A 22,519-nucleotide genomic window follows, 5' to 3' on the forward strand; every position below is an offset into this window, starting at 1 on the left:
ATTTTCGCGCGGGCGCCGCACACACCCTCGTCATGCACACCTCGACCGTCACCACCGACGTCCCCGCCCCCCGCACCCACGACCGCGCGAGCGACGAGCTCGACCGCCTCACGACCGACCTCGCGCTGCGCGTGCGCGCCGGCGCGCTCCCCGAGCGGGAGGCCCGCATGGCGGTCTTCGAGGCCGTTTTCCGGACCGGGATCATCCCGTCCGAGACGCTGCGGTACTGCCACCGGCACGACGTCGCGCGGTTCCTGCACGACGACATGGTCGAGGCGGCCGTCGACTTCTACACCCGCAAGCTCCTCGACCTCCCGAGCGCCGACGGCGCGACCGGCGACTCGACGGGACGCAACGGCACCAAGTTCTTCGACCTCGAGGTGTTCGCCGACGGCGCGAGCGCGGCCGGCTCCATCCGCCAGGCGCTCGGCGACTACACGCTCATGCACCGCACGCTCCTGCGCACCGTGCGCAGCGCGCGCCGGGTGGGGCAGATCGTGTCGACCGACCTGCTGGAGGGCACGGTCGACGACGAGGGCCGGCTCGCGGGCCTCCTGCACGAGCTGCCGGTCGTCCCCGACCCCGCGACCGACGTCGTCGACGCGGGGCGCTCCGCGCAGCTCGAGCAGCTCTACGAGACGCACGTGAGCGCGGCCGCGCGGCAGCGCGGCGTGCTCCGCACGCAGATCGACGCGGGCGCGATCCGCGAGGCGTTCGACCTGCCCGAGCTCGACCGCCCGCTCGACCCGGACGTGCGCGCCCGGATGCTCGGGTGGGTCGAGGAGGACGAGAACCTCGCGCTGCGGTCCGTCGTCGGGCTGCTCGCCACCACCGACGAGCGCCGCGCGGTCCTGCTCGGCCGCCTCTGGGCCGCGTTCGACCGCGACCGGCTCTCGACCCTCGCCGACCACGAGTACGGCGCGCGGATCGCGGACCTGCTCGTCCGCGACGCGCTCGCCGACCGCGCGCGCCCCGGCCGGCCCGCCGTCTCCCGCACCCGCGTCGCCGTCAAGCAGGCCGTCGCGGGCTGCGGCGTGGACGCGGCCTGGGTCGCGGAGCTCACCGCCGTCTTCCTCGAGCACGAGCACGAGGCGCGCTCCGCGTGGGACCCCGACCGCGGGACCGGCGAGACGACGCGCGACGCGGCGCGCTACCTCGCCGCCCTGACGGCGGCCGCGGCGCTGCCCGGCGCCCCGCTGGGCGCGACGCCGCTCGCCGTGCGCCGCGCGCTGGCGGACCTGGTGGCCGCGGCCCGCACGGGTGGCCAGAAGCGCTCGCTCGTCGCATAGGACCTCACGACCACCGACGCGCCTCGCCCGCGAGGCACCGAGAGGAGACCCCATGGCCGCCGTCCCGGCACGCCCGCGCACGACCATCGCCGAACGCTGCGCCCCGCTGAACAAGGAGCTCGCCCGGCGCCGGTCCGGCTCGCCGCTCAACCCGCGCGACGTCCACGAGCTCATCGCCTCGCTGGTCGAGGAGCTCGTCCTGCAGGGCATGACGCGCCCGGAGGCCGCGGGACTCGTGAACCGCGCCGCGCAGAAGGCCACCGCCTGACACGACCCCGGACGACCCGCACCCCACGAGGCGGCAGCGCGTACCGAGAGTACGCCGTGACCGCCCGTGCCGAACGGGTCGGCCACCCGGGCACCCGCGGGGGTACCCGGGCCGCACGCCGGACACCGGCGACGAGACAGACACACGCCAGACATGGCGGGGAGGTACGGACGTGGACGAGATGGACGAGATCGTCCACGAGTTCCTGGTCGAGTCCTACGAGAACCTCGACCAGCTCGACCAGGACCTCGTGGCGCTCGAGAGCGACCCGTCGTCGCGCGCGCTGCTGAGCAGCATCTTCCGCACCGTGCACACCATCAAGGGCACGAGCGGCTTCCTCGGGTTCGGCAACCTCGAGCGCGTGTCCCACGTGGGCGAGTCGCTCCTGTCGGAGCTGCGCGACGGCGAGCGGGCGATGGACCAGCCGACGGCGGACGTGCTGCTCGCGCTCGTCGACACGCTGCGCGCCATCCTCGCGAAGGTCGAGTCCGGTGCCGGGGACGACCTCGACGTCGACCCGATGGTCGCGCGCATCGTCGCGGTCCAGGACGGCACGGCGGCGCCGGAGCCGGACGTCGCGCCCGCCGTCGCGGACGGTGCCTCGCCCGACGCCGCGGCCGGCACCGCGCCCGAGACCGACCCCGAGACCGCTCCCGAGCCGGAGCCCACGCCCGCGGCGGGCACCGCACCCGAGCCGGCTCCCGCACCCGAGCCGGCTCCCACGCCCCGGACCGCCCCGGTGCTCGCTGCCGAGCCGGCGCCCGCACCCGCCGTCGGACCGGCGCCCGCGCCCGAGCCGGCACCCGAGCCCGAGCCGCACACCCGCAACGCCGCGGACGGCTCGATCCGGGTGGACGTCGACCTCCTCGACACGCTCATGCGGCAGGTCGGCGAGCTCGTGCTGGTGCGCAACCAGATCGACCGGATCGCCGGCGCCGGCGAGGACCAGGAGACCAAGCGGTCCGCGCAGCGCCTCAGCCTCATCGCGTCCGAGCTGCAGGAGGGCGTCATGAAGACGCGCATGCAGCCGATCGAGCACGTGTGGTCCAAGATGCCGCGCGTCGTGCGCGACCTCGCGAAGATGCTGGGTCGCGACGTCCGGATCGAGATGACGGGCGGCGACACCGAGCTCGACCGCTCCCTGCTCGAGGCGGTCAAGGACCCGCTGACGCACCTGGTGCGCAACGCCGTCGACCACGGGATCGAGGCGCCCGAGGACCGGCGCCGCGCCGGCAAGCGGCCCCAGGGGCTCGTGACGCTGCGCGCGTACCACTCGAACGGCCAGGTCGTCGTGGAGATCACGGACGACGGCGCGGGCATCGACCCCGAGAAGGTCGGCCGCACCGCCGTGGCCAAGGGGCTGCGGACGGCGGGCGACGTCGCCGCGATGGCCCCGTCCGAGCTGCTCGACCTGCTGTTCCTGCCCGGCTTCTCGACGGCGGCGAAGGTCACGAACGTGTCCGGGCGCGGCGTCGGGATGGACGTCGTCCGCACGAACATCGAGGCCATCGGCGGCTCGGTCGACGTCGAGTCGACGGTCGGGACCGGGACGACGTGGCGCATGCGGATCCCGCTGACGCTCGCGATCATGCCCGCCCTCACGGTGATGTGCTGCGGCGCGGTCTACGCGATCCCGCAGGTCAGCCTCCTCGAGCTCGTCGCCCTCGGCGACCAGCACGGCGAGATCGAGCACGTCGGCACCGCCCCCGTCTTCCGGCTGCGGGGCACGCTGCTCCCGCTGCTGTCGCTCTCCGAGGTGCTCGGGCTCGACCCGGACTCCGAGGGTCGCGTCATCGCGGTCGTCGAGGCGGACGACCAGCGCTTCGGCGTGATCGTCGACCGCGTCCTCAACATGGAGGAGATCGTCGTCAAGGCGCTCGCGAACCGGCTCAAGCAGATCGGCATGTACTCCGGGGCGACGGTGCTCGGCGACGGCGGGGTGGCGCTCATCCTCGACCTCCAGGCGATCGCCCGCAAGGTGCTCACGTCCGACGCCGCGGACCTGGCCCGCGCGTACGCGCAGGACACGACGGAGAGCGCCGCGACCGTCGAGCAGATGCTCGTCGTCGGGGCGGGGGACCGCCGTGTGGCGATCCCGCTCTCCGCGGTGACGCGGCTCGAACGCATCCGCTCCGACACGATCGAGCAGGTCGGCTCGCGCGAGGTGCTCCAGTACCGCGGCGCGCTGCTGCCGCTCGTGCGGCTCGACCAGCTCCTGGGCGCCGCCGGCGGCCCGCCCGCGGACGAGCTCGACATCGTCGTGTACACCCGCGCGGGGCGCAGCATCGCGATGGCGGTCACGGAGATCTTCGACATCGTCGAGGACGACGCGCGCCGGCGCAGCGACATCGACGGCCACGGGCTCACGGGGTCGACCGTGCTCAAGGACCGCGTGACGGAGCTGCTCGACGTCCGCAGCGCCGTCCAGGCGGCGGACCCCGGCTTCTACGACGACCTCGACCCCTTCGACGACGCGACGGCCGAGAACGACCTGTCGCTGGCAGGTGCCCGATGACCACGCAGCAGCTCGTGACGTTCACGCTGGCCGACCGGCTCTGCGGGATCCCCGTCGACCGCGTCCAGGAGGTCCTGCCGGGCCGCGCCCGGACACGCGTTCCGCTCGCGCCCGACGACGTCGGGGGCCTCGTCAACCTCCGCGGGCAGGTCGTGCTCTCCGTCGACCTGCGGCGTCGCCTCGGCATGACGGCCCACGACGCGGACCAGATGATGGTCGTCGTCTTCGTCGGCGACGAGACCGTGAGCCTGCTCGTCGACACGATCGGCGACGTGCTCGAGGTCGACGCCGACCAGTTCGAGACGCCGCCCCAGACGCTCCCCGAGGAGCTGCGTGCCGTGATCCGCGGCGCGTACAAGCTCCCCGACCGGCTGCTGCTCGCGCTCGACGTCGACGCCGCGGCGTCCTGAGCCCGCCGGGCTCGCCCTTCCCTCTTCTCGACCCTCGTCCCCCCAGGAGCCACCGATGTCCACGCTCGAGACCCCCCGGCCCACGCGCCGGCGTCGCTTCGCCGACTTCTCCGTCCGCACGAAGATCCTCACCGCGCTCGGCGTGCTCGCCGTCGTGCTCGTCCTCGTCGTGGCCTTCGCGCTGCAGAGCCTGCGGTCGACGTCCGACGACACGGCGTCGGTCGCGGGCGTGGCGAGCTCGCTCCTGCGCAGCAACGCGGAGGTGGACCACGACACGCAGGAGGCGTGGCGGCTCACCTACCAGTACGACATCGTCGAGGGCGAGGCTCGCGAGCAGACCGTGGAGCAGATGGCGGCGACGGACGCCCGCGTCGAGGAGCAGATCGGCCTGATCGACGCGGTGCTCGCCGCCGACGGGGTGGAGGAGCCGAACTGGACCGCGTTCAAGGCGAGCTGGGCCGAGTGGCTCGCCTTCCGCGACGCGACGCTCATGCCGGCGGTCGAGGCGAAGGCCGTGACGCCCGAGATCCAGGCGGCCAACGACGAGATCATCGCGACGTACCGCGCCTCGCTGTCGGCGTCCGGTGACGCGGTCTACGCCTACCTCGACACGGTCGCGGACGACGCGGCGGCGAAGGCCGCGCGCGCCTTCCTCCTCATGATCGTCGTCGCGGTCGTCGGGCTCCTCCTCGCGGTCCTCGTGGGCGTGCGGGTCGCCAACCGCATCCGTCGGTCCGCGGGCACGGTCCAGCACGCGCTCGGCGCGCTCGCCTCCGGTGACCTGACGGTGCGGGCCGAGGTGGTGGGTCGTGACGAGCTGGGGCAGATGGCTGCGGCGTTGACGAGTGCGCAGGAGAACTTGCGGGGGATCATCGCGGAGGTGGCGGGGACGTCGGAGGCGGTGGCTGCGGCGACGGAGCAGCTGTCTGCGGCGGGTGCGCAGTTCTCGGCGTCGTCGGACGAGACGGCGGCGCAGTCGGGTGTGGTGGCGTCGGCGGCGGAGCAGGTGTCGCAGAACGTGCAGACGGTGGCTGCGGGTGCGGAGGAGATGGGGGCTTCGATCCGGGAGATCGCGCAGAACTCGAACGAGGCGGCGAAGGTGGCGAACAAGGCCACGGAGCGGGCTGCGGCGACGAACGAGACGGTGCAGAAGCTGGGGACGTCGTCGCAGGAGATCGGTGACGTGATCAAGGTGATCACGTCGATCGCGGAGCAGACGAACTTGTTGGCGTTGAACGCGACGATCGAGGCGGCTCGTGCGGGTGAGGCGGGCAAGGGGTTCGCGGTGGTGGCCAGCGAGGTGAAGGAGCTGGCGCAGGAGACGGCGAAGGCGACGGAGGACATCGCGCGTCGGGTGGAGGCGATCCAGGGGGACACGGTGGGGGCGGTGGAGGCGATCGGGGAGATCGCGGACATCATCGGGCGGATCAACGACTACCAGCTGACGATCGCGTCGGCGGTGGAGGAGCAGACGGCGACGACGAACGAGATGTCGCGGGGGGTGCAGGAGGCGGCGACGGGGTCGAGCGAGATCGCGGGCAACATCACCGGCATCGCCGCCGGCGCCTCGTCGACGGCCCAGGCCGTCGAGCAGATGAACGGGTCGATCGCCGAGCTCGCGCGCATGGCCGCCGAGCTGCGCGGCCGCGCCTCCCGGTTCACCTACTGACCTGCTGACCCCCTGACACCCACGCACCCACGCACCCACGCAGAGAGACGACCACGATGACCACGAACCAGCAGCAGGACGCGCCCCGACGCCTGTGGGGGGACCGCCCCGTCCTCGTCAAGATCCTCACGTCGGTCCTCGTGATGGTGGTGGTGACCGCCGTCATCACGGCCGTCGCGCTCGTCTCGATGCGCCAGCTGCGCTCGGACGCCGACGAGATGTACCGCAGCAACGTCACGCCGCTGCAGCAGCTCACGGAGATCCAGCGCGCCTTCCAGGGCGACCGCGCCCGCGTCATCCAGTACGGGATCGCGGACGCGGAGACCCGGGCGAGCCTCCTCGACGAGCTGGTGGAGCGCAAGGTCGACCTGGACGCCCAGATCGAGGCGTACCGCCCGAACGCGGTGAGCCAGAGCGACGTCGACGCGCTCGTCGCCGCCCTGGACGCGTACTACGCGGCGGCCGAGGGCGAGCTCTTCCCGCTCGCGGACGCGGGCGACACCGCGGGCTTCGCCGCGTACTTCGACGGCACCGTCCGCCCCCTCACCACGGGCGTCATGGACGCGATGCAGGTCGAGACGGCGTCGCAGGGCGAGGAGGCGGCGGTGCTCGCCGAGGAGACGGACACGCTCGCGGCGCGGGCGCTGCTCGCCACGATCCTCGTCGCGGTGCTCGGCGCCCTCGCGGCGACCGCGCTGTCCTACGTCGTGGCGCGCGGGATCGCCCTGCGGATCCGGGCCGTGTCGAGGAGCCTGACCGCGCTGGGCGACGGCGACCTCACCGTGCGGGCCGAGGTGGTGGGTCGTGACGAGCTGGGGCAGATGGCTGCGGCGTTGACGAGTGCGCAGGAGAACTTGCGGGGGATCATCGCGGAGGTGGCGGGGACGTCGGAGGCGGTGGCTGCGGCGACGGAGCAGCTGTCTGCGGCGGGTGCGCAGTTCTCGGCGTCGTCGGACGAGACGGCGGCGCAGTCGGGTGTGGTGGCGTCGGCGGCGGAGCAGGTGTCGCAGAACGTGCAGACGGTGGCTGCGGGTGCGGAGGAGATGGGGGCTTCGATCCGGGAGATCGCGCAGAACTCGAACGAGGCGGCGAAGGTGGCGAACAAGGCCACGGAGCGGGCTGCGGCGACGAACGAGACGGTGCAGAAGCTGGGGACGTCGTCGCAGGAGATCGGTGACGTGATCAAGGTGATCACGTCGATCGCGGAGCAGACGAACTTGTTGGCGTTGAACGCGACGATCGAGGCGGCTCGTGCGGGTGAGGCGGGCAAGGGGTTCGCGGTGGTGGCCAGCGAGGTGAAGGAGCTGGCGCAGGAGACGGCGAAGGCGACGGAGGACATCGCGCGTCGGGTGGAGGCGATCCAGGGGGACACGGTGGGGGCGGTGGAGGCGATCGGGGAGATCGCGGACATCATCGGGCGGATCAACGACTACCAGCTGACGATCGCGTCGGCGGTGGAGGAGCAGACGGCGACGACGAACGAGATGTCGCGGGGGGTGCAGGAGGCGGCGACGGGGTCGAGCGAGATCGCGGGCAACATCACCGGCATCGCCGCCGGCGCGCGGGAGAGCGCGCGGTCGATGGAGCAGCTCAACGTCGCCGTCGGCGAGCTCGCCCACGTCTCGGAGCAGCTCGACGCCCAGGTCTCCCGGTTCCGGCTCTGAGACGCCGACCATGACGCCCACACCCCGCGCGGCCGGCGCGCGCCGCGCCCGAGGAGGCCGACCGTGATCCGCGTGCTCGTCGTCGACGACTCCGTCGTGATCCGTCGCCTCGTCGCGCAGACGCTCGACCGGGACCCCGAGATCACCGTCGTCGGCACGGCGGCCGACGGCCGCCTCGCCCTCGCGAAGGTCGAGCAGCTCGATCCCGACGTCGTCACGCTCGACATCGAGATGCCCGTCATGGACGGCATCGAGACGGTCCGGGCGCTCCGCGCGGCCGGCCGGCGCATGCCCGTCGTGATGTTCTCGACGCTCACCGAGCGCGGGGCGTCCGCGACGCTCGACGCCCTGACGGCCGGAGCCACGGACTACGTCACCAAGCCGAGCGGGAGCGGGTCGGTCCAGACGGCGCTCGAGCGCGTCGGCCTGGAGCTCACGCCGAAGATCAAGGCGCTCGTCCCGCGCGCGCCCGCCGCCCCGACGGCGCGGTCCGGCGGGGCGACGGCCGTGGTCCGGCGTCCCGCCCCGGCCCGACCCGTGCGCGCGGTCGTCGTCGGCTCCTCCACGGGCGGGCCGGAGGCGCTGCGGACCGTGCTGTCGTCCCTGACCACGCCGCTGCCCGTCCCGATGCTCGTGGTCCAGCACATGCCGCCGGTGTTCACGCGGCAGCTGGCCGAGCGCCTGGACCGCGCGGGACCCACGACCGTGGTCGAGGCCGCCGGCGGCGAGGTGCTCCGTCCCGGTCACGCCTACCTGGCGCCGGGCGGCCGGCACCTCGAGCTCGGCCGCCAGGGCACGGGCCTGACGACCCTCGTCACGGACGGGCCCCCCGTCAACTTCACACGCCCCGCCGTCGACGTCCTGTTCCGCTCCGCGGTCCGCACGCTCGGTGGCGACCTGCTCGCCGTCGTCCTCACGGGGATGGGCTCCGACGGCCGCGACGGTGCGGGCGAGATCGCCCGCGCCGGCGGCCACGTGCTCGCCCAGGACGAGCAGAGCTCGGTCGTCTGGGGCATGCCGGGTGCCGTCACGACCGCGGGGCACGCCCACGCGGTCCTTCCCCTCGACCAGGTCGCCCGCGCCATCGTCGGTGCGGCCGAAGGAGCGCACGCATGACCGTCTCGACCCAGTCGTTCGCCTACGTGAGCGACCTGGTCCGCAAGCACAGCGCGATCCAGCTCGCGCCGGGCAAGGAGTACCTCGTCGAGGCCCGGCTCGGGCCGCTCGCGCGCGAGAAGGGCCTGCAGGGTCCCGACGCCGTCGACAGCTACGTCCGCCGCTACCTGCGGGGCGGCTCCCCGACGGAGACCGTGCGCGTCGTCGAGGCCATGACGACCAACGAGACGTCCTGGTTCCGCGACACCTCGCCGTTCACCGCCCTGCGCCGGGCGATCCTGCCGGAGCTCGCGGGCGCGGACCTCAGCATCTGGTCCGCGGCGTGCTCGACCGGCCAGGAGCCGTACAGCATCGCGATGGTCCTGCGCGAGGAGCGGGTGCGGAGCTACCGGATCCTCGCGACGGACATCAACGCGCAGGTCGTCGAGCGGGCCCGGACGGGCCGGTACAGCCAGCTCGAGATCAACCGCGGCCTGCCCGCGCCCATGCTCGTGCGCAACTTCCGGCGCGTGGGCGCCGAGTGGGAGGTCGACCCGGCGCTGCGGGAGAACCTCACGTTCCAGCAGCACAACCTCCTCACGGCGCCGCCCGGGCCGCGGATGTTCGACATCGTCTTCCTGCGCAACGTGCTCATCTACTTCGACATGCCGACCAAGCAGTCGATCCTCGCCCGGCTCCGCAGCCGGGTGCGACCGGGCGGCTTCCTCCTGCTGGGGGCCGCCGAGACCACCGTCGGCGTCGATCCCGCGTGGGAACGGGTCGACGTCACGCAGGGCTCCATCTACCGACTCCGAGGAGGCAGCGCATGAGAGCGCTGATCATCGACGACGCCCGCGTGATGCGCCGCATCGTCGCCACGACGCTGAGGGATCTCGGCTTCGAGACCGCCGAGGCGGGTGACGGACGCCAGGCGCTCGACCTGCTCGAGGCGGGCGAGCGCTTCGACCTCGCGTGCGTCGACTGGAACATGCCGGTGATGGACGGGCTGCAGTTCGTGCAGGCCGTCCGCGCGCGCCGCGAGTGGCGCGACCTCACGCTCATGATGATCACCACGGAGTCCGAGCAGTCGCGCATCGTGCGCGCGCTCGCCGCGGGTGCCCACGAGTACCTCATCAAGCCGTTCACGCCGGACGCACTCATGGGCAAGCTCGACATGCTCGGGCTCCTGCCGACCAAGGAGCTCGCATGATCGACACCCGGGACACGCTCACCCAGAGCGTCCTGCCCATCGCCCAGGACCTCTTCGCCGCCATGGTCGACGGCGAGCCGGGCCTGCTCGAGCCCGTCGACGCCCTCGGGGCGCCGATCCCCGACCCCGTGCACGCGTGGGTCGACATCGTCGGCCCGACCTCGTGGCGCACGCTCGTCGTGACCGCCCGCCCGACCGCGGACCGGATCGCGCGCGCGCTCCTCCAGCTGGACGACGACGAGACCGTGGGCCTTGACGACGTGCGCGACGCGCTCGGCGAGGTCGCCAACGTCGTCGGCGGGAACCTCAAGGGCATGCTCGACGGCGGCTCCTCGCTCACCCTGCCCGTGGTCGACACCACGGGCCCGGCGGTCGCGCGAGCGGCCGACCACGCGCAGGCGCTGCTGTGGCGCGGCGAACCCCTCGTCATCTCGTTGTGGACCTCGAAGGACGGAGAACAGCTGTGAGAGTCGTCGTCGCGGACGACAGCCGCGTGATGCGGCAGATCGTCGTCCGGACCCTGCGCCAGGCGGGGTTCAAGGACTGGGAGATCCTGCAGGCGGGAGACGGCGCCGAGGCGCTCGCCCTCACCCTGGCGGAGCAGCCGGACCTCGTGCTGTCCGACTGGAACATGCCGGAGATGAACGGCATCGACGTCCTGCGCGCGCTGCGCACCGCGGGGTCGAGCGTGCCGTTCGGGTTCGTCACGTCGGAGGGCTCGCCGCAGATGCGCGAGCTCGCGGACGCCGAGGGCGCCCTGTTCCTCATCGCCAAGCCGTTCGACGCGGACACGTTCGAGGACGTCCTGCGTCCCCACGTCCGTTGACCCGACGCACGTCCCCCCGGAGGAGCCCCCTGTGACCACGACCCCCCTGCCCGAGCTCAAGGAGATCCGCGACCTGTACGCGGGACTGGTCGGCCGCGGGTGCACGGCCGTGCGCGCGAGCGCGCTCCTGACGCCCGAGACGAGGCCGGGCGTCATCGCCGCGACCTACGTCAGCCACCGGGCGCAGGTCGAGGCGGTCGTCGCCGTCGACGTCCCGCTCGGTGCCCACCTCGGCGCCTCGATCGGCCTCGTGCCGCCCGGTCCCGCCCAGGACGCGGCGGCCGAGGGCACGCTGAGCGACGTCCTGCTCGAGAACCTGTCCGAGGTCCTCAACGTCACCGCCGCCCTCTTCAACGCGGAGGACGCGCCGCACCTCAAGCTCGCGGAGGTGTTCGACTCGACGCGCGGGCCGCTGCCCGGCGCGCCCGTGTCGTTCCTGCGCAGCACCGGTCGCCGGCTCGACGCGGAGATCGAGATCGCCGGCTACGGCGGCGGGGCATTGACGGTGGTCCTCGCCTGACGGCGACGGGACCGAGACCCGTGCGGAGGCCGGGCCGGGGGCGCACGCCCCGGGCCCGGCCTCTCGTCGTCCCCCGGCCCGATGCTCGTCCCCGGTGCCCGCCCCGGCGCGCGTCCCGGCACCGCACGGCACGGCACGACGACGGACAGCCACCCCGGTGCCGTGAGCGGCGCCGGGGTGGCTGTGGTCGGGGTGGGGACGCGGTCGTCCGCGACGTCAGGCGGTGACGAGGGTCCGTCGTAGGTCGAGCCCCTGGCCGTCGAGGACGGACTGGACCGCGGCGCCCGTGTCGGGGTGCACGAGCACCGGCGCCATGAGGTTCGCGTGGACGCCGCCGGCGCGCACGCTCGCGACGACGAGCACGAGCGGGTCGGTGTCCTCGGCCCCGATGCGCGCGAGGTCGGACGACGGGATCGCGGGGGAGTAGCCGGGCACCCAGCGGCCGGGGTCGAGGACGAGCATCTCGACGCCCGGGGTGTCGAGCGCGGACAGCGTGTAGACGCCGTCGCCCTGCTCGGTGAGCAGCTCGAACCGGCGGGCCGCGAGGCCGGGAGGCGGGGTGACGAAGGTGAGCGTGGTCATCAGCGGAGGTAGTCCAGGAGGGAGGGCTGCAGGAGGGTGGCGCCGATGCTCAGGGTCGCCTGGTAGGCGACCTGCTTGAGCTGGAGGTCGATCGCGAGCTCGGCGAGGTCGACGTCCTCGATGGCGCCGCGGCGCGTCTCGAGCGAGGTGCGGTTGCCGAGGTTGGTGTCGGCGGCGCGCTCGAGCTGGTTCTGGCGCGCGCCGACGGTCGTGTGCTGGGTGAGGACCGCGTCGAGCCGCGCGTCGACGGCGGCGAGATGGCCGCCGCTGCCGTTGCCGGCGCGCAGGTCGGCCGCCACGGTGTCCAGCAGGGCGAACACCGAGCCGGACCCGGTGCCGAAGACGGCGGCGCCGTCGATGTCGACGCGGACCGTCGAGTCGACGCCGATGCGGCGCTCGACGGACGCCCCGCCGCCCGTGAACGAGTAGTCGTCGCGGAACGCGACCCCCTCGTCCGAGGTCCCGGCGAAGACGGTGCGCCCGAGGTACGTGGAGTTCGACTGGCGCAGCAGCTCGTCACGGAGCTCCACGAGCTCCGCGGCGACGGCCTCCCGGCCCTCCGTCGACGTCGTGTCCGACGCGCCCTGGAGGACGAGGTCGCGCACCCGCTGCACGATGTCGGTCACGGTGCCGAGCGTCGAGTCGAGCGTCGCGAGCCAGCCCTCGCCGTTCGCGATGTTGCGGTCGTACTGCTGCTCGGCCGCGAGGCGGCCGCGGATCGCGAGGGCGTCCGCCGCGGACGACGGGTCGCTCGAGGCGCGCGTGAGCTTGCGTCCCGAGGTGCCCTGCTCCTGGAGCTCGGCGATCCTCGCGAGGTTGGACTGCAGGCTCCTCGTGACGTACGAGGCCTGCATCTGGTTGGTGATGCGCACGGTTCTCCCCTTGCGGACCTGGTCGTGGGCTACAGCCCGACGCGGCCGGTGCGGTTGATGAGGTGGTCGAGCATCTCGTCGACGGCGGTGAGCACGCGGGCCGCGCCCTGGTAGGCGTGCTGGTACTGCATGAGGTTCACGGTCTCCTCGTCGAGCGAGACGGCGGAGTGCGAGAGCAGGTCGCTGAACGCCGCCGTCGACGCCGTGGTCGCGAGCTTCGCGTCGTAGCCGGCCGAGCTCGACTTCACGGCGAGCTGCGTGACGTGCGTCGACCACACCGCGTCGGGACCGCCGCCAGCGGTCCCGAGCGCGGCGATGCGGTCGGCCACGGACCCGTCGAGGGACCCCGCCCCGACGGCGGCGGTCGCGACCTGGCCGGGCGCGGTCACCGCGACCCGCAGGCCGGCGCCCGCGGACCTGCCGGGCTCGATCGCGAAGAACGCGCCGCCCGGCGTGCCCGACGGCGTCAGGCCCGTCGTGTGCAGCGCGTTGACCTGCGTGACGAGCGCCGACGCGAGCGCGTCGTAGCCCGCCGCGGCCTGGGCGTAGATGCCGCCGGACGACACCGGCGCGAGGGCCGACAGGTGCCCGGCGAGCTCGCCGCCCTCGAGCGCGAGGGCCGCGCCCGGGCGGTGCGACCACTCGAGCCGCACCGCGTCGTCGGCCGCGCCGTCGAGCGTCGAGGATCCGACGAGCCGGACCTCGTTCACGTGGTGGCCGTCGACGAGGAGGTTCCCGCCCAGGAGCACGTTGACGGTGCCGTCGGGGTTCGTGCTCGTCTGGGCGCCCGCGAGGCGCGCCAGGTCGGCGGCGAGCTGGTTGCGCTGGTCGACGAGCTCGTTGGCGGAGCCGTTCTGGCCGGAGGCGTCGAGGATGCGCGTGTTGAGCGCGGCGATCTTGTCGGCGACCGTGTTGATCTCGGCCACGAGCGAGCTCGCGCTCGTGCGCGCCTGGCCCCACGCGGCCTCCACGCGGGCGCGGCCGTCGACGATCCGGTCGACGACGGCGCCGGCCTCCTCGACCACGACCCAGGCCTGGGCGTCCTTGCCGGGGGAGTTCGCGGCGTCCTGCCACGCGCCCCAGAACGACTGCAGCGCGGCGGACAGCCCGGTGTCCGAGGGCTCGCCGTGGATGTCCTCGACGGCCGTGAACGCCGCGGCGCGGACGCTCGCGTACCCGTCGGCGGACGCCGTCTGGCGCACGCGCGACTCGAGGAAGAGGTTCCCGAGCCGGGCGACGCCGTCGATCGTCACGCCCTGGCCGGACCGCGCGGACTGCGAGAGCCGCCCCAGGCCCATCTCGGTGAGCGGGGCCGTGGCCGACTGCTGCACGCGCTGGCGCGTGTAGCCCGGCGTGTTGACGTTCGCCACGTTCTGACCGGTGACGTCGATGCCCGCCTGGGCGGCGCTCATGCCACGGAAGGCGGTGTTGAGGATGGAGAACGAGCTCATGGGCGGGACTCCTTACAGCACCGTGTCGAAGAGGCGGGCGACGTCGGACCGGTCCGTGGTGGCGCCGGTCGCGTCGTAGGTGCGGGGCTCGCCGCCGAGCGTCGCGAGCGTCTCCTGCGTGGAGCGCGACGCGTGGTTGACGAACTGCGTGTTCGTGTCGCGGACGGTCTTGATCCGCACCGTCAGCTCCGTGAGGCCCGTGAGGTGGCCCTCGAAGATCTCGCGCCAGGGGCCTGCGGCCGGGGCGGCCGCGGCGATCTCCCGCAGCGTGGCGTCGGGCGCCAGGCCCCACTCGGCCGCGACGGTCTCGGACGCGACGGTGCGCACGAGGGTCGCCTCGCGCACCTTCTCCATCACGGTCTCGACCTCGCGGTTCGCGTGGGCGAGCCAGCGGGTGCGGCCGGCGGTGAGGAGCAGCTGCTCCTCCTCGAGCTTGAACAGCAGCATCTCGAGCAGCTCGCGCTCTCGCCACAGCAGGGTCGACAGCTCCTGAGGGCCCAACGTGGCTCTCCCTTGTGTGCGCGGTGGTCGGTCGGGGCGGCGGGCAGCGCCCGCTCGAGACCCACTGTCGGCACGTGCGGTGCGGATGTGGCGGCTGATCCCCGCGCCCGCTGCATGGGAGAGGTCAGGACGCGGTGCCACCGCGTGCCTCACCCGCGTCTCCCGGTGCCGTACCGGGCCCGCCCCAGCAGAAAGGTGCTTCGGCGTGAACCTCTCCGAGCGCAACGCTCTCGTCGTCGACAACCTTGCCCTCGTCGGCTTCCTCGTCTCCGACCTGTGCGCGCGGGCCGACCACCTCTCGCGCGAGGATCTCGCGTCGGTCGGCGCCGTCGCCCTCACCACGGCGGCCACGAGCTTCGACCCGACCCGCGGCGTCCCGTTCGGCGCGTACGCGCGGCGCCGCATCGTGGGGGCGCTCGCCGACGAGCTGCGCTCGCAGGACTGGGCCCCGCGCTCGGCGCGCCGCCGCATCAAGGCGCTGACGGCCGTGACGGCGTCGCTCACCGCGTCCCTCGGTCGCGAGCCGACCGACGCGCAGGTCGCCGAGGCGATGGGCGTCGCGGTCGCGGACGTGCGCGCGGCCCGCGACGACGCCGGCCGCTCGATCGTGGCGATGGAGGACACCACCTACGACCACGTCGCGCTCGAGGCGCCGACCCCGGAGGAGCAGGTCCTGTCCGTCGAGGAACGGCACGTGGTGCGCGAGGCGGTGGCGGCGCTGCCGGACCAGCTGCGGCACGTCGTCGAGCAGGTGTACTTCGCGGGGCGCAGCGTCGGCGACCTCGCCGCCGAGCTGGGGATCAGCCACTCGACCGTCTCGCATGCGCGGATCGAGGCGGTCCGCCTGCTCCGCGAGGGGCTCGAGGCCCACTACTCGGGCCGCGAGGCGAAGGGCCCGGCCGCGCCGCTCACGGCCCGCCGGCGGGAGTACCTCGCCGCGATGGGCGAGCGCGTCGCGGGCGGTGCCACGCAGCGCTCCGCCTGGGCGGTGCCCGCGGCGTCGTGACCCGGGGCGCGACGGCGTCGACCGGTGTCGGCCGACGTCGGCCACGGTCGGGCCGCGGCGTCCGACAGTCCCCAGGAGCAGGCCGGTCGAGGTGACGGGCCGGTACCGGACGAGCCGGCCCGCCCGGGGCCGCGCGGGACAGGAGCGCACGCATGGGTCTCTCGATCGTGACGAACGTGGCGGCGACGACGACGTACCGCCGCCTCGCGACGACGCAGCGCGAGCAGGGCGCGTCGGCGGAGCGGCTCGCGTCCGGCCTGCGGATCACCACCGCCGCGGACGACTCCGCGGGCCTGACGACGGCGGAGGGCCTGCGGGCCCAGGCGAACGGCAGCGCCGTCGCGCAGCGCAACGCGGCGGACGCGGTCGCCATGCTCCAGACGGCGGACGGCGCGCTCGGCGGCATCCAGAGCATGCTCCAGCGCATGCGCGAGCTCGCGCTCCAGGCCGCGAACGACACGAACGGGCCGGACGCGCGCGCCGCGATGGAGGACGAGCTGTCGGCGCTCGCGCGCGAGGTGAGCCGGACCCACAACGAGTCGGCCTTCGCCGACCAGCTCCTCCTCGCGAGCGAGCCGACGGTGACCTTCCAGGTCGGTGCCGAGGGGGACGCCGCCTCGACGATCGCCGTCCAGCTCCCGCGGGTGACGTGGGCGGTGTCGTCGGTGCTCGTCGCGGGCGACGGCGACCTGCGCGTGAGCCTGACCGGCGCGGGGTACCCCGAGCTCGCGCACATGACCTCGCGTGCGGCGGTCGAGGCGATCGACCGCGCGATCTCGCGCGTCTCGGAGGAGCGCTCGCGCATGGGCGCGACGATCAACCGGCTCGACCACGCGGCGCGCGTCGCGGGCAGCACGGGGGAGAACCTGCGCGCGGCGGAGTCGCGGATCCGGGACGCCGACCTCGCCCAGGAGCTGCGCGACGGCGCGCGCCTGAACGTGCTGGCGCAGGCGGGGACGGCGATGCTCGCCCAGGCCAACCAGGCGCCGTCGTCGGTGCTGCAGCTCCTGGGCTGAGGCTCCTGAGGCTCTCGAGAAGTGACGCAGGTCACTGGCCACGACGTGGCGGTGGGTGCCGAGAGTGCTCGGTGACCGGCCCATGGATGGGCTGGGGGATCATCCACTCGCCCGTCTCACGGAGGACTCATCATGGGCTTCAGCGTCAACACGAACGTCTCGGCACTCAACACGTACCGGAACCTCACGAGCACCCAGAACAGCCAGAGCAAGTCGCTGGAGAAGCTGTCGTCGGGTCTGCGGATCAACCGTGCGGCGGACGACGCCGCGGGTCTGTCGATCGCCGAGGGTCTCAAGGCCCAGGTGAACGGTTACAGCGTCGCGGCGCGCAACGCGCAGGACGGCATCAGCGTCGTGCAGACGGCGGAAGGTGCGCTGGGTGAGGCGCAGTCGATCCTGCAGCGCATGCGCGACCTGTCGGTGCAGGCGGCGAACGACACGAACAACGCCGACGCGCGCACCGCCATCAGCTCGGAGCTGGGCGAGCTCGCGGACGAGCTCGACCGGATCGTCGACTCGACGAACTTCAACGGGATCGACCTGCTCAAGTCGACGTCGACGGACCTCACGGTCCAGGTCGGCGCCGAGGGCGCGGGCGGCGGGAACACCATCTCGATCGACCTCACCACCAACGACCTGCAGGGCATCATCGAGGCCGGCGTCTACGACGCCACCAACGGCGGGACGTCGCTCAACGTCGCGACCGCCGCCGGTGCGCAGGCCGCGATCGAGACGATCGACACGGCGCTCAAGGCCGTCTCGACGGCTCGCTCGGGCCTGGGTGCGACGCAGAACCGCCTGGAGTACGCGATCTCCAACATCAACGTCGCGACGGAGAACCTGACCTCCGCCGAGTCGCGCATCCGCGACGTCGACATGGCCAAGGAGATGATGAACTACTCGCGCACCAACATCCTGTCCCAGGCCGGCACCGCGATGCTGGCCCAGGCGAACCAGGCCAGCTCGGGAGTGCTCCAGCTCCTCGGCTGATCCTGACGGCCGCGCGGCCGGTCCCGCGCGGCCGTCCCCACCGACGGCGTCGCACCGGAGCACCCGGTGCGGCGCCGTCGTGCTGTGCGCACCGCGGGCGCCCCCGACGGGACGGGGAACTCGTCGAAAGTCGTCCCCCACGACGTGAGGGTGGCTGCCGAGAGTGCTCGGTGACCGGCCCATGGATGGGCTGGGGGATCATCCACTCGCCCGTCTCACGGAGGACTCATCATGGGCTTCAGCGTCAACACGAACGTCTCGGCACTCAACACGTACCGGAACCTCACGAGCACCCAGAACAGCCAGAGCAAGTCGCTGGAGAAGCTGTCGTCGGGTCTGCGGATCAACCGTGCGGCGGACGACGCCGCGGGTCTGTCGATCGCCGAGGGTCTCAAGGCCCAGGTGAACGGTTACAGCGTCGCGGCGCGCAACGCGCAGGACGGCATCAGCGTCGTGCAGACGGCGGAAGGTGCGCTGGGTGAGGCGCAGTCGATCCTGCAGCGCATGCGCGACCTGTCGGTGCAGGCGGCGAACGACACGAACAACGCCGACGCGCGCACCGCGATCAAGTCGGAGCTCGACGAGCTCGCGGACGAGCTCGACCGGATCGTCGACTCGACGAACTTCAACGGCATCGACCTGCTCAAGGCCAGCGCGACCGACCTCACGGTCCAGGTGGGCGCCGAGGGCACCGGTGACGGCAACACCATCACCATCGACCTCACCACCAACGACCTCCAGACGGTCATCGAGGCGGGCGTGTACGCCGCCGCGGGCGGCAGCTCCCTCACGGTGGACACGGCGGCGAACGCGCAGGCCGCGATCGAGACGATCGACACGGCGCTCAAGGCCGTGTCGACGGCTCGCTCGGGCCTGGGTGCGACGCAGAACCGCCTGGAGTACGCCATCTCCAACATCAACGTCGCGACGGAGAACCTGACCTCAGCCGAGTCGCGCATCCGCGACGTCGACATGGCCAAGGAGATGATGAACTACTCGCGCACCAACATCCTGTCCCAGGCCGGCACCGCGATGCTGGCCCAGGCGAACCAGGCCAGCTCGGGAGTCCTCCAGCTCCTCGGCTGACCCTGACGGCCACCCGGCGGGCGGCACGGACCGCCCTCCGCGCCGTCCGCCGGGTCTTCTCCGCACCACGTCCCCAGCACGTCCCCCGTCCCACACCTGGAGGTGATCCGCGTGGGCATCTCCTTCACCGGGCTGTCGAGCGGTCTCAACACGGCAGACCTCGTCAAGCAGCTCATCGCCGTCGAGTCGATCCCGCAGCAGCAGCTCCAGGCCAAGGTCAAGGCCGAGCGCTCCGAGATCACCGCGCTCCAGGACCTCAACACGCGCGTGGCCGCGCTCGCGAAGCTCGCCAAGGAGCTCACCGCCGGCGACGCGCTCGCGCTCTTCACCGCGAAGGGCTCGTCCGACGCGGTCTCGGTCGCCGCCCGCGCCGGCGCCTCCCCGGGGAGCATCGACGTCGTCGTCGACGCCGTCGCCACCGCGCAGAAGTCGGTCACCGCGACCCTCACGACGGCTCCCACCACGCGCTTCACCCTCACGGACGCCGCGGGCGAGCACACCGAGCTGACCGCGGCCTCCACGTCGCTCGACGACGTCGTCGCGGCGATCAACCGCGCCGACGCGGGCGTCACCGCGGTCAAGGTCGGTGCGGGCACCGACGCCGCGACGGGGGAGAAGCTCTACCGCCTCCAGCTCACGGGCGCCGCGACGGGCGCCGCGGGCGCGTTCTCGTTCCACGCCGGGACCGCCGCCGAGGTGGACGCCGGCACCGCGACGAACCTGCTCGCCGCTCCCGGCGCGGCCACCGTCACGGCGGCCGCCGACTCCGTGGTGCGCCTGTGGGCCGGCACCGCCGCCGAGCAGACCGTCACCTCGGCGTCGAGCACGTTCACCGACCTCCTCCCCGGCATCGACGTCACCGTCTCGAAGGCGTCCGCCGACCCCGTCACCGTCACCGTCGGCGAGGACCCCGAGGCGCGCGCGAACAAGGTCCGCAGCCTCGTCGACGCCGTGAGCGCGATCCTCGCGCGCATCGGGACGCAGACCAAGGTGACGATCGGGTCGGACGGCTCGACCTCCGGCGCGACGCTCGCCGGGGAGTCCATCGTGCGCAACGCGCGCCAGTCGCTGCTCGGCGCCGTCACGGACCCGGTGGACGGGGCGTCCCTGTCGTCGATCGGCATCGAGATCACGCGCTACGGCGAGGTCACGTTCGACGCCGAGAAGCTCTCGGCGGCCCTCGCCGCCGACCCCGACACGACGATGAGCACGTTCACGCAGGTCGCGACGCGCGTCCAGAAGGCCTCCGAGATGCTCTCCGACAAGTACGACGGCCTCCTCACGACGTCCGTCAAGAACCGCGAGACCCAGGCCACCCGCCTGGACGACCAGATCGCCCGGTGGGACCAGCGGCTCGAGCAGCGCTTCAAGCGCCTCACCGCGCAGTACACCGTCATGGAGGTCCAGCTCGCCAAGCTCGACTCGCAGCAGCAGTGGCTGACGGGCCAGCTCGCGACCCTCATGCCCTCCTCGTCCTCGAAGCGCTGAGCCGCACCTCCCGCGAAGGAACCGCCGTGACCCACCTCGCCCGGAGCGCCTACGGGCGCGACGCCATCCTCACCGCGTCCCCCGCGCGCCTGCTGACCTTGCTCTACGACCGTCTCGTGCTCGACCTGCGCCGGGCCGAGGCCGCGCAGGGCGAGGAGCGGTGGGCCGCCGCGTCCGAGCAGCTCCTGCACGCGCAGGCGATCGTGGCCGAGCTCATGGGCTCGCTCGACACCACGGTCTGGGACGGCGCCGAGGACCTCATGGCCCTCTACGTCTACGTCCACGAGGCGCTGGTCGCCGCGAACGTCCACCGCGACATCGGGCGCACGCACGAGGTCCTCGAGATCGTCGTGCCGCTCCAGGAGACGTGGCGCCAGGCCGCGGAGGTGCTGCCCGCCGGGCACGGGAGCGCCGCGGCGCACGGCGGCGGAGCGACCGGTGTCGCCTGACCGCGCGGGCACGCTCACGGCCTGGGCCAGTGCCCTCGACGAGCTCGACGCGATGGCGTCGGTCGCCGGCGAGCACGCCGGCGAGACGGCCGTCGCCCACCTGGCCGCGTGGACCCCTCCGACCGGGCTGGGGCGGCTCCCGGCCGAGCTCGTGGACCGCGCGCTCGAGGTCCTGGTCCGCCAGGCCGACGTCGTGGACCGCCTGCACGCCGCCATCGTGGAGAACCGGCGGCACTCCCGTGCCCTGACGTGCGTGCCGCGCGCCCACGACTCGACCGCGGCGGCGTACCTCGACGTGAGCGCCTGACCCCCGCGACACCTCCGGCCCGGCGGCGCTCCCGGGCGAGTGCGGCTCACACGTCGCGACCCTGCATAGGGGTCGGGTGAGCACACGACCGACCGCGCAGCACACGTCCCCGCTGCGCGCGCACGACGCACGGCGGCCCCTCGGTCGTCGGCAGCTCAGGGTGAGCACGGACCGCTCCCCCCGCAGGCCATCGGACGGCCGACACCGACGACGTGGGGAATCCGCGACCGTGTTCGACTCCGTCACCTCCGTAGCGATCCAGAGCGCGCTGGACGGGCTGTCCGCCCGGCAGAGCGCCATCGCCGAGAACGTCGCCAACATCAACACCCCGGGCTACACCGCGAAGCGGGTGCAGTTCGAGGAGGCGCTGGCGGCCTCCGTCGCCGACGGCGACGCCCGGCGCACCGCCTTCACCGTCGACCGCTCGCTCGAGCCGACCCGGCTCGACGGCTCGAACGTCAACCTCGACACCGAGACCGTCTCGAACGTCGACACCGTCCTGCGCTACCAGTTCGCGACCCAGGCCGTCGGCGGCGAGGCCGCCGCCCTGCGCGCGGCGATGCGGACGGCCTGACATGACCAACGACGCTCTCGGCATCGCCGGCACCGGCCTCACCCTGCACCGCAAGTGGCTCGACGCCGTCGCGGACAACCTCGCCAACGTCAACACCGTCACGTCGACCGACGACGCGGCGTTCCGCGCCCGTTACGTCCTCGCCACCGAGGGCGGCGAGAAGAACCCCGGCGCGTACGTCGCCGGGGCGGCGTGGGGGAGCGCGGAGGGTCGGCTCACGTACGAGCCGGACCACCCGCTCGCGGACGAGGACGGCTACGTGCGCTACCCGGACATCGACATGTCCGAGCAGATGGGGAGCCTCATCCTCGCCCAGCGCGGCTACCAGGCGAACGCCGCCGTGATCGACCGCGCGAAGACGGCCTACGAAGCAGCACTCCAGATCGGGAAGTGATCCTCATGCCCATCCCCTCCGTCGAGGCCACGACCGGCACCGGGTACCTCACCGGCGTCGAGAGCCTCTCCGCGACCGCCGCCGCCGCGACCGGGTCGACCGGTGCCGCGGGCGCGAGCGCCTTCGCCGACGTGCTGGGCGGCGCGGTCGACAGCACGCAGCAGCTCCAGGGCGCCGCGAACGAGCTGGCGATCGCCGCCGTCACGGGCGACCTCGAGAGCGTCCACCAGGCGACCATCGCCTCCACCCGTGCCCAGACGACCCTCGAGCTCGTCGCCGCCGTGCGCAACAAGGCGGTCGACGCGTTCAACGAGATCATGAGGATGCAGGCCTGACG

At 73.2% G+C, this 22,519-nt stretch carries 26 protein-coding genes; 22 read left to right on the plus strand and 4 right to left on the minus strand.

The features are described from left to right. Nucleotides 1-32 precede the first annotated feature (32 nt). The 12 genes from ACI769_RS06765 (at nucleotide 33) to ACI769_RS06820 (ending at nucleotide 11,466) form a co-directional block, all read left to right on the plus strand. Nucleotides 33-1,289, plus strand: coding sequence for a hypothetical protein (locus tag ACI769_RS06765; RefSeq protein WP_171467500.1), 1,257 nt, complete (start codon nucleotides 33-35; stop codon nucleotides 1,287-1,289). 52 nt (nucleotides 1,290-1,341) lie between these two features. After that, entirely contained in the window at nucleotides 1,342-1,557 is a 216-nt protein-coding gene (locus tag ACI769_RS06770) for a hypothetical protein (RefSeq protein ID WP_043653789.1), read from the plus strand. A 181-nt stretch (nucleotides 1,558-1,738) separates the two neighbouring features. Further along, entirely contained in the window at nucleotides 1,739-4,072 is a 2,334-nt protein-coding gene (locus ACI769_RS06775; protein ID WP_409141429.1) for a chemotaxis protein CheA, read from the plus strand. Then, nucleotides 4,069-4,482 (plus strand): chemotaxis protein CheW, encoded by a 414-nt coding sequence (locus ACI769_RS06780; RefSeq protein ID WP_137279636.1) that lies wholly within the window; start codon nucleotides 4,069-4,071, stop codon nucleotides 4,480-4,482. The genes ACI769_RS06775 and ACI769_RS06780 overlap by 4 nt, the downstream gene beginning before the upstream one ends. Nucleotides 4,483-4,537: 55 nt before the next feature. Further along, complete coding sequence (locus tag ACI769_RS06785) at nucleotides 4,538-6,151, plus strand: methyl-accepting chemotaxis protein (protein WP_171467501.1); 1,614 nt, start codon at nucleotides 4,538-4,540, stop codon at nucleotides 6,149-6,151. Between the two features lie 56 nt (nucleotides 6,152-6,207). Next, on the plus strand, nucleotides 6,208-7,815 hold the full coding sequence (locus tag ACI769_RS06790; RefSeq protein WP_171467502.1) for a methyl-accepting chemotaxis protein: 1,608 nt from the start codon (nucleotides 6,208-6,210) through the stop codon (nucleotides 7,813-7,815). Between the two features lie 63 nt (nucleotides 7,816-7,878). Further along, the gene (locus ACI769_RS06795; RefSeq protein WP_085388483.1) at nucleotides 7,879-8,931 is read left to right on the plus strand and encodes a chemotaxis response regulator protein-glutamate methylesterase; all 1,053 of its coding nucleotides are present in this window, start codon (nucleotides 7,879-7,881) and stop codon (nucleotides 8,929-8,931) included. Then, complete coding sequence (locus ACI769_RS06800) at nucleotides 8,928-9,740, plus strand: protein-glutamate O-methyltransferase CheR (RefSeq protein ID WP_043658116.1); 813 nt, start codon at nucleotides 8,928-8,930, stop codon at nucleotides 9,738-9,740. Before ACI769_RS06795 ends, ACI769_RS06800 begins: the two co-directional genes overlap by 4 nt. Further along, nucleotides 9,737-10,120: a response regulator gene (locus ACI769_RS06805; RefSeq protein WP_021482437.1), complete on the plus strand. Its 384-nt coding sequence runs from the start codon at nucleotides 9,737-9,739 to the stop codon at nucleotides 10,118-10,120. The genes ACI769_RS06800 and ACI769_RS06805 overlap by 4 nt, the downstream gene beginning before the upstream one ends. Beyond that, nucleotides 10,117-10,587: a chemotaxis protein CheX gene (locus ACI769_RS06810; RefSeq protein ID WP_021482436.1), complete on the plus strand. Its 471-nt coding sequence runs from the start codon at nucleotides 10,117-10,119 to the stop codon at nucleotides 10,585-10,587. Before ACI769_RS06805 ends, ACI769_RS06810 begins: the two co-directional genes overlap by 4 nt. Continuing rightward, nucleotides 10,584-10,946: a response regulator gene (locus ACI769_RS06815; RefSeq protein WP_043658110.1), complete on the plus strand. Its 363-nt coding sequence runs from the start codon at nucleotides 10,584-10,586 to the stop codon at nucleotides 10,944-10,946. Before ACI769_RS06810 ends, ACI769_RS06815 begins: the two co-directional genes overlap by 4 nt. 31 nt (nucleotides 10,947-10,977) lie before the next feature. Continuing rightward, the gene (locus ACI769_RS06820; protein WP_021482434.1) at nucleotides 10,978-11,466 is read left to right on the plus strand and encodes a hypothetical protein; all 489 of its coding nucleotides are present in this window, start codon (nucleotides 10,978-10,980) and stop codon (nucleotides 11,464-11,466) included. Between the two features lie 216 nt (nucleotides 11,467-11,682). On the opposite strand, the gene fliW is transcribed toward ACI769_RS06820, so the two are convergent. From fliW to ACI769_RS06840, 4 genes are read right to left on the minus strand one after another with little or no spacing between them, the layout of a single operon-like run. Continuing rightward, on the minus strand, nucleotides 11,683-12,048 hold the full coding sequence (gene fliW, locus ACI769_RS06825) for a flagellar assembly protein FliW (protein WP_021483278.1): 366 nt from the start codon (nucleotides 12,046-12,048) through the stop codon (nucleotides 11,683-11,685). Beyond that, entirely contained in the window at nucleotides 12,048-12,920 is an 873-nt protein-coding gene (gene flgL, locus ACI769_RS06830; RefSeq protein ID WP_021483277.1) for a flagellar hook-associated protein FlgL, read from the minus strand. The genes fliW and flgL overlap by 1 nt, the downstream gene beginning before the upstream one ends. A gap of 29 nt (nucleotides 12,921-12,949) precedes the next feature. Next, nucleotides 12,950-14,371, minus strand: a complete 1,422-nt coding sequence (flgK, locus tag ACI769_RS06835) for a flagellar hook-associated protein FlgK (RefSeq protein WP_391514218.1) — start codon at nucleotides 14,369-14,371, stop codon at nucleotides 12,950-12,952. 12 nt (nucleotides 14,372-14,383) lie between these two features. Further along, nucleotides 14,384-14,872, minus strand: a complete 489-nt coding sequence (locus tag ACI769_RS06840; protein WP_021483253.1) for a flagellar protein FlgN — start codon at nucleotides 14,870-14,872, stop codon at nucleotides 14,384-14,386. Between the two features lie 205 nt (nucleotides 14,873-15,077). On the opposite strand from ACI769_RS06840, the gene ACI769_RS06845 reads away from it, so the two are divergent. From ACI769_RS06845 to fliE, 10 genes are all read left to right on the plus strand, one after another. Then, entirely contained in the window at nucleotides 15,078-15,878 is an 801-nt protein-coding gene (locus tag ACI769_RS06845) for a sigma-70 family RNA polymerase sigma factor (RefSeq protein WP_043658103.1), read from the plus strand. A gap of 152 nt (nucleotides 15,879-16,030) precedes the next feature. Further along, complete coding sequence (locus tag ACI769_RS06850) at nucleotides 16,031-16,894, plus strand: flagellin (RefSeq protein WP_409141400.1); 864 nt, start codon at nucleotides 16,031-16,033, stop codon at nucleotides 16,892-16,894. Between the two features lie 132 nt (nucleotides 16,895-17,026). Then, a complete protein-coding gene (locus ACI769_RS06855) occupies nucleotides 17,027-17,884 on the plus strand; it encodes a flagellin (RefSeq protein ID WP_061266687.1) in 858 nt (285 codons plus the stop codon). Between the two features lie 231 nt (nucleotides 17,885-18,115). Further along, entirely contained in the window at nucleotides 18,116-18,970 is an 855-nt protein-coding gene (locus tag ACI769_RS06860; RefSeq protein ID WP_137281550.1) for a flagellin, read from the plus strand. 111 nt (nucleotides 18,971-19,081) lie between these two features. Further along, nucleotides 19,082-20,458, plus strand: a complete 1,377-nt coding sequence (gene fliD / locus ACI769_RS06865) for a flagellar filament capping protein FliD (RefSeq protein WP_043658829.1) — start codon at nucleotides 19,082-19,084, stop codon at nucleotides 20,456-20,458. Nucleotides 20,459-20,484: 26 nt separating this feature from the next. After that, complete coding sequence (fliS, locus tag ACI769_RS06870; protein WP_021483132.1) at nucleotides 20,485-20,907, plus strand: flagellar export chaperone FliS; 423 nt, start codon at nucleotides 20,485-20,487, stop codon at nucleotides 20,905-20,907. Beyond that, the gene (locus ACI769_RS06875; RefSeq protein ID WP_409141401.1) at nucleotides 20,897-21,214 is read left to right on the plus strand and encodes a hypothetical protein; all 318 of its coding nucleotides are present in this window, start codon (nucleotides 20,897-20,899) and stop codon (nucleotides 21,212-21,214) included. The genes fliS and ACI769_RS06875 overlap by 11 nt, the downstream gene beginning before the upstream one ends. Before the next feature lie 229 nt (nucleotides 21,215-21,443). Continuing rightward, a complete protein-coding gene (locus ACI769_RS06880; protein ID WP_021482579.1) occupies nucleotides 21,444-21,788 on the plus strand; it encodes a flagellar basal body protein in 345 nt (114 codons plus the stop codon). Nucleotide 21,789: 1 nt separating this feature from the next. Further along, complete coding sequence (locus ACI769_RS06885) at nucleotides 21,790-22,182, plus strand: flagellar basal body rod protein FlgC (protein ID WP_034652808.1); 393 nt, start codon at nucleotides 21,790-21,792, stop codon at nucleotides 22,180-22,182. A 5-nt stretch (nucleotides 22,183-22,187) separates the two neighbouring features. Beyond that, on the plus strand, nucleotides 22,188-22,517 hold the full coding sequence (gene fliE, locus ACI769_RS06890; RefSeq protein ID WP_043658833.1) for a flagellar hook-basal body complex protein FliE: 330 nt from the start codon (nucleotides 22,188-22,190) through the stop codon (nucleotides 22,515-22,517). Nucleotides 22,518-22,519: the final 2 nt, after the last annotated feature.

The organism is Cellulosimicrobium sp. RS (assembly GCF_046159675.1).
In the GTDB taxonomy this organism is placed as follows: domain Bacteria; phylum Actinomycetota; class Actinomycetes; order Actinomycetales; family Cellulomonadaceae; genus Cellulosimicrobium; species Cellulosimicrobium funkei.

Excerpts from the sequence above, each read along its gene's own strand:
- ACI769_RS06765 (WP_171467500.1), top strand. The coding sequence starts at position 33 with ATGCACACCTCGACCGTCACCACCGACGTCCCCGCCCCCCGCACCCAC.
- ACI769_RS06770 (WP_043653789.1), top strand. The coding sequence starts at position 1,342 with ATGGCCGCCGTCCCGGCACGCCCGCGCACGACCATCGCCGAACGCTGC.
- ACI769_RS06775 (WP_409141429.1), top strand. The coding sequence starts at position 1,739 with ATGGACGAGATCGTCCACGAGTTCCTGGTCGAGTCCTACGAGAACCTC.
- ACI769_RS06780 (WP_137279636.1), top strand. The coding sequence starts at position 4,069 with ATGACCACGCAGCAGCTCGTGACGTTCACGCTGGCCGACCGGCTCTGC.
- ACI769_RS06785 (WP_171467501.1), top strand. The coding sequence starts at position 4,538 with ATGTCCACGCTCGAGACCCCCCGGCCCACGCGCCGGCGTCGCTTCGCC.
- ACI769_RS06790 (WP_171467502.1), top strand. The coding sequence starts at position 6,208 with ATGACCACGAACCAGCAGCAGGACGCGCCCCGACGCCTGTGGGGGGAC.
- ACI769_RS06800 (WP_043658116.1), top strand. The coding sequence starts at position 8,928 with ATGACCGTCTCGACCCAGTCGTTCGCCTACGTGAGCGACCTGGTCCGC.
- ACI769_RS06805 (WP_021482437.1), top strand. The coding sequence starts at position 9,737 with ATGAGAGCGCTGATCATCGACGACGCCCGCGTGATGCGCCGCATCGTC.
- ACI769_RS06810 (WP_021482436.1), top strand. The coding sequence starts at position 10,117 with ATGATCGACACCCGGGACACGCTCACCCAGAGCGTCCTGCCCATCGCC.
- fliW (WP_021483278.1), bottom strand. The coding sequence starts at position 12,048 with ATGACCACGCTCACCTTCGTCACCCCGCCTCCCGGCCTCGCGGCCCGC.
- flgK (WP_391514218.1), bottom strand. The coding sequence starts at position 14,371 with ATGAGCTCGTTCTCCATCCTCAACACCGCCTTCCGTGGCATGAGCGCC.
- ACI769_RS06850 (WP_409141400.1), top strand. The coding sequence starts at position 16,031 with ATGGGTCTCTCGATCGTGACGAACGTGGCGGCGACGACGACGTACCGC.
- ACI769_RS06855 (WP_061266687.1), top strand. The coding sequence starts at position 17,027 with ATGGGCTTCAGCGTCAACACGAACGTCTCGGCACTCAACACGTACCGG.
- ACI769_RS06860 (WP_137281550.1), top strand. The coding sequence starts at position 18,116 with ATGGGCTTCAGCGTCAACACGAACGTCTCGGCACTCAACACGTACCGG.
- ACI769_RS06885 (WP_034652808.1), top strand. The coding sequence starts at position 21,790 with ATGACCAACGACGCTCTCGGCATCGCCGGCACCGGCCTCACCCTGCAC.
- fliE (WP_043658833.1), top strand. The coding sequence starts at position 22,188 with ATGCCCATCCCCTCCGTCGAGGCCACGACCGGCACCGGGTACCTCACC.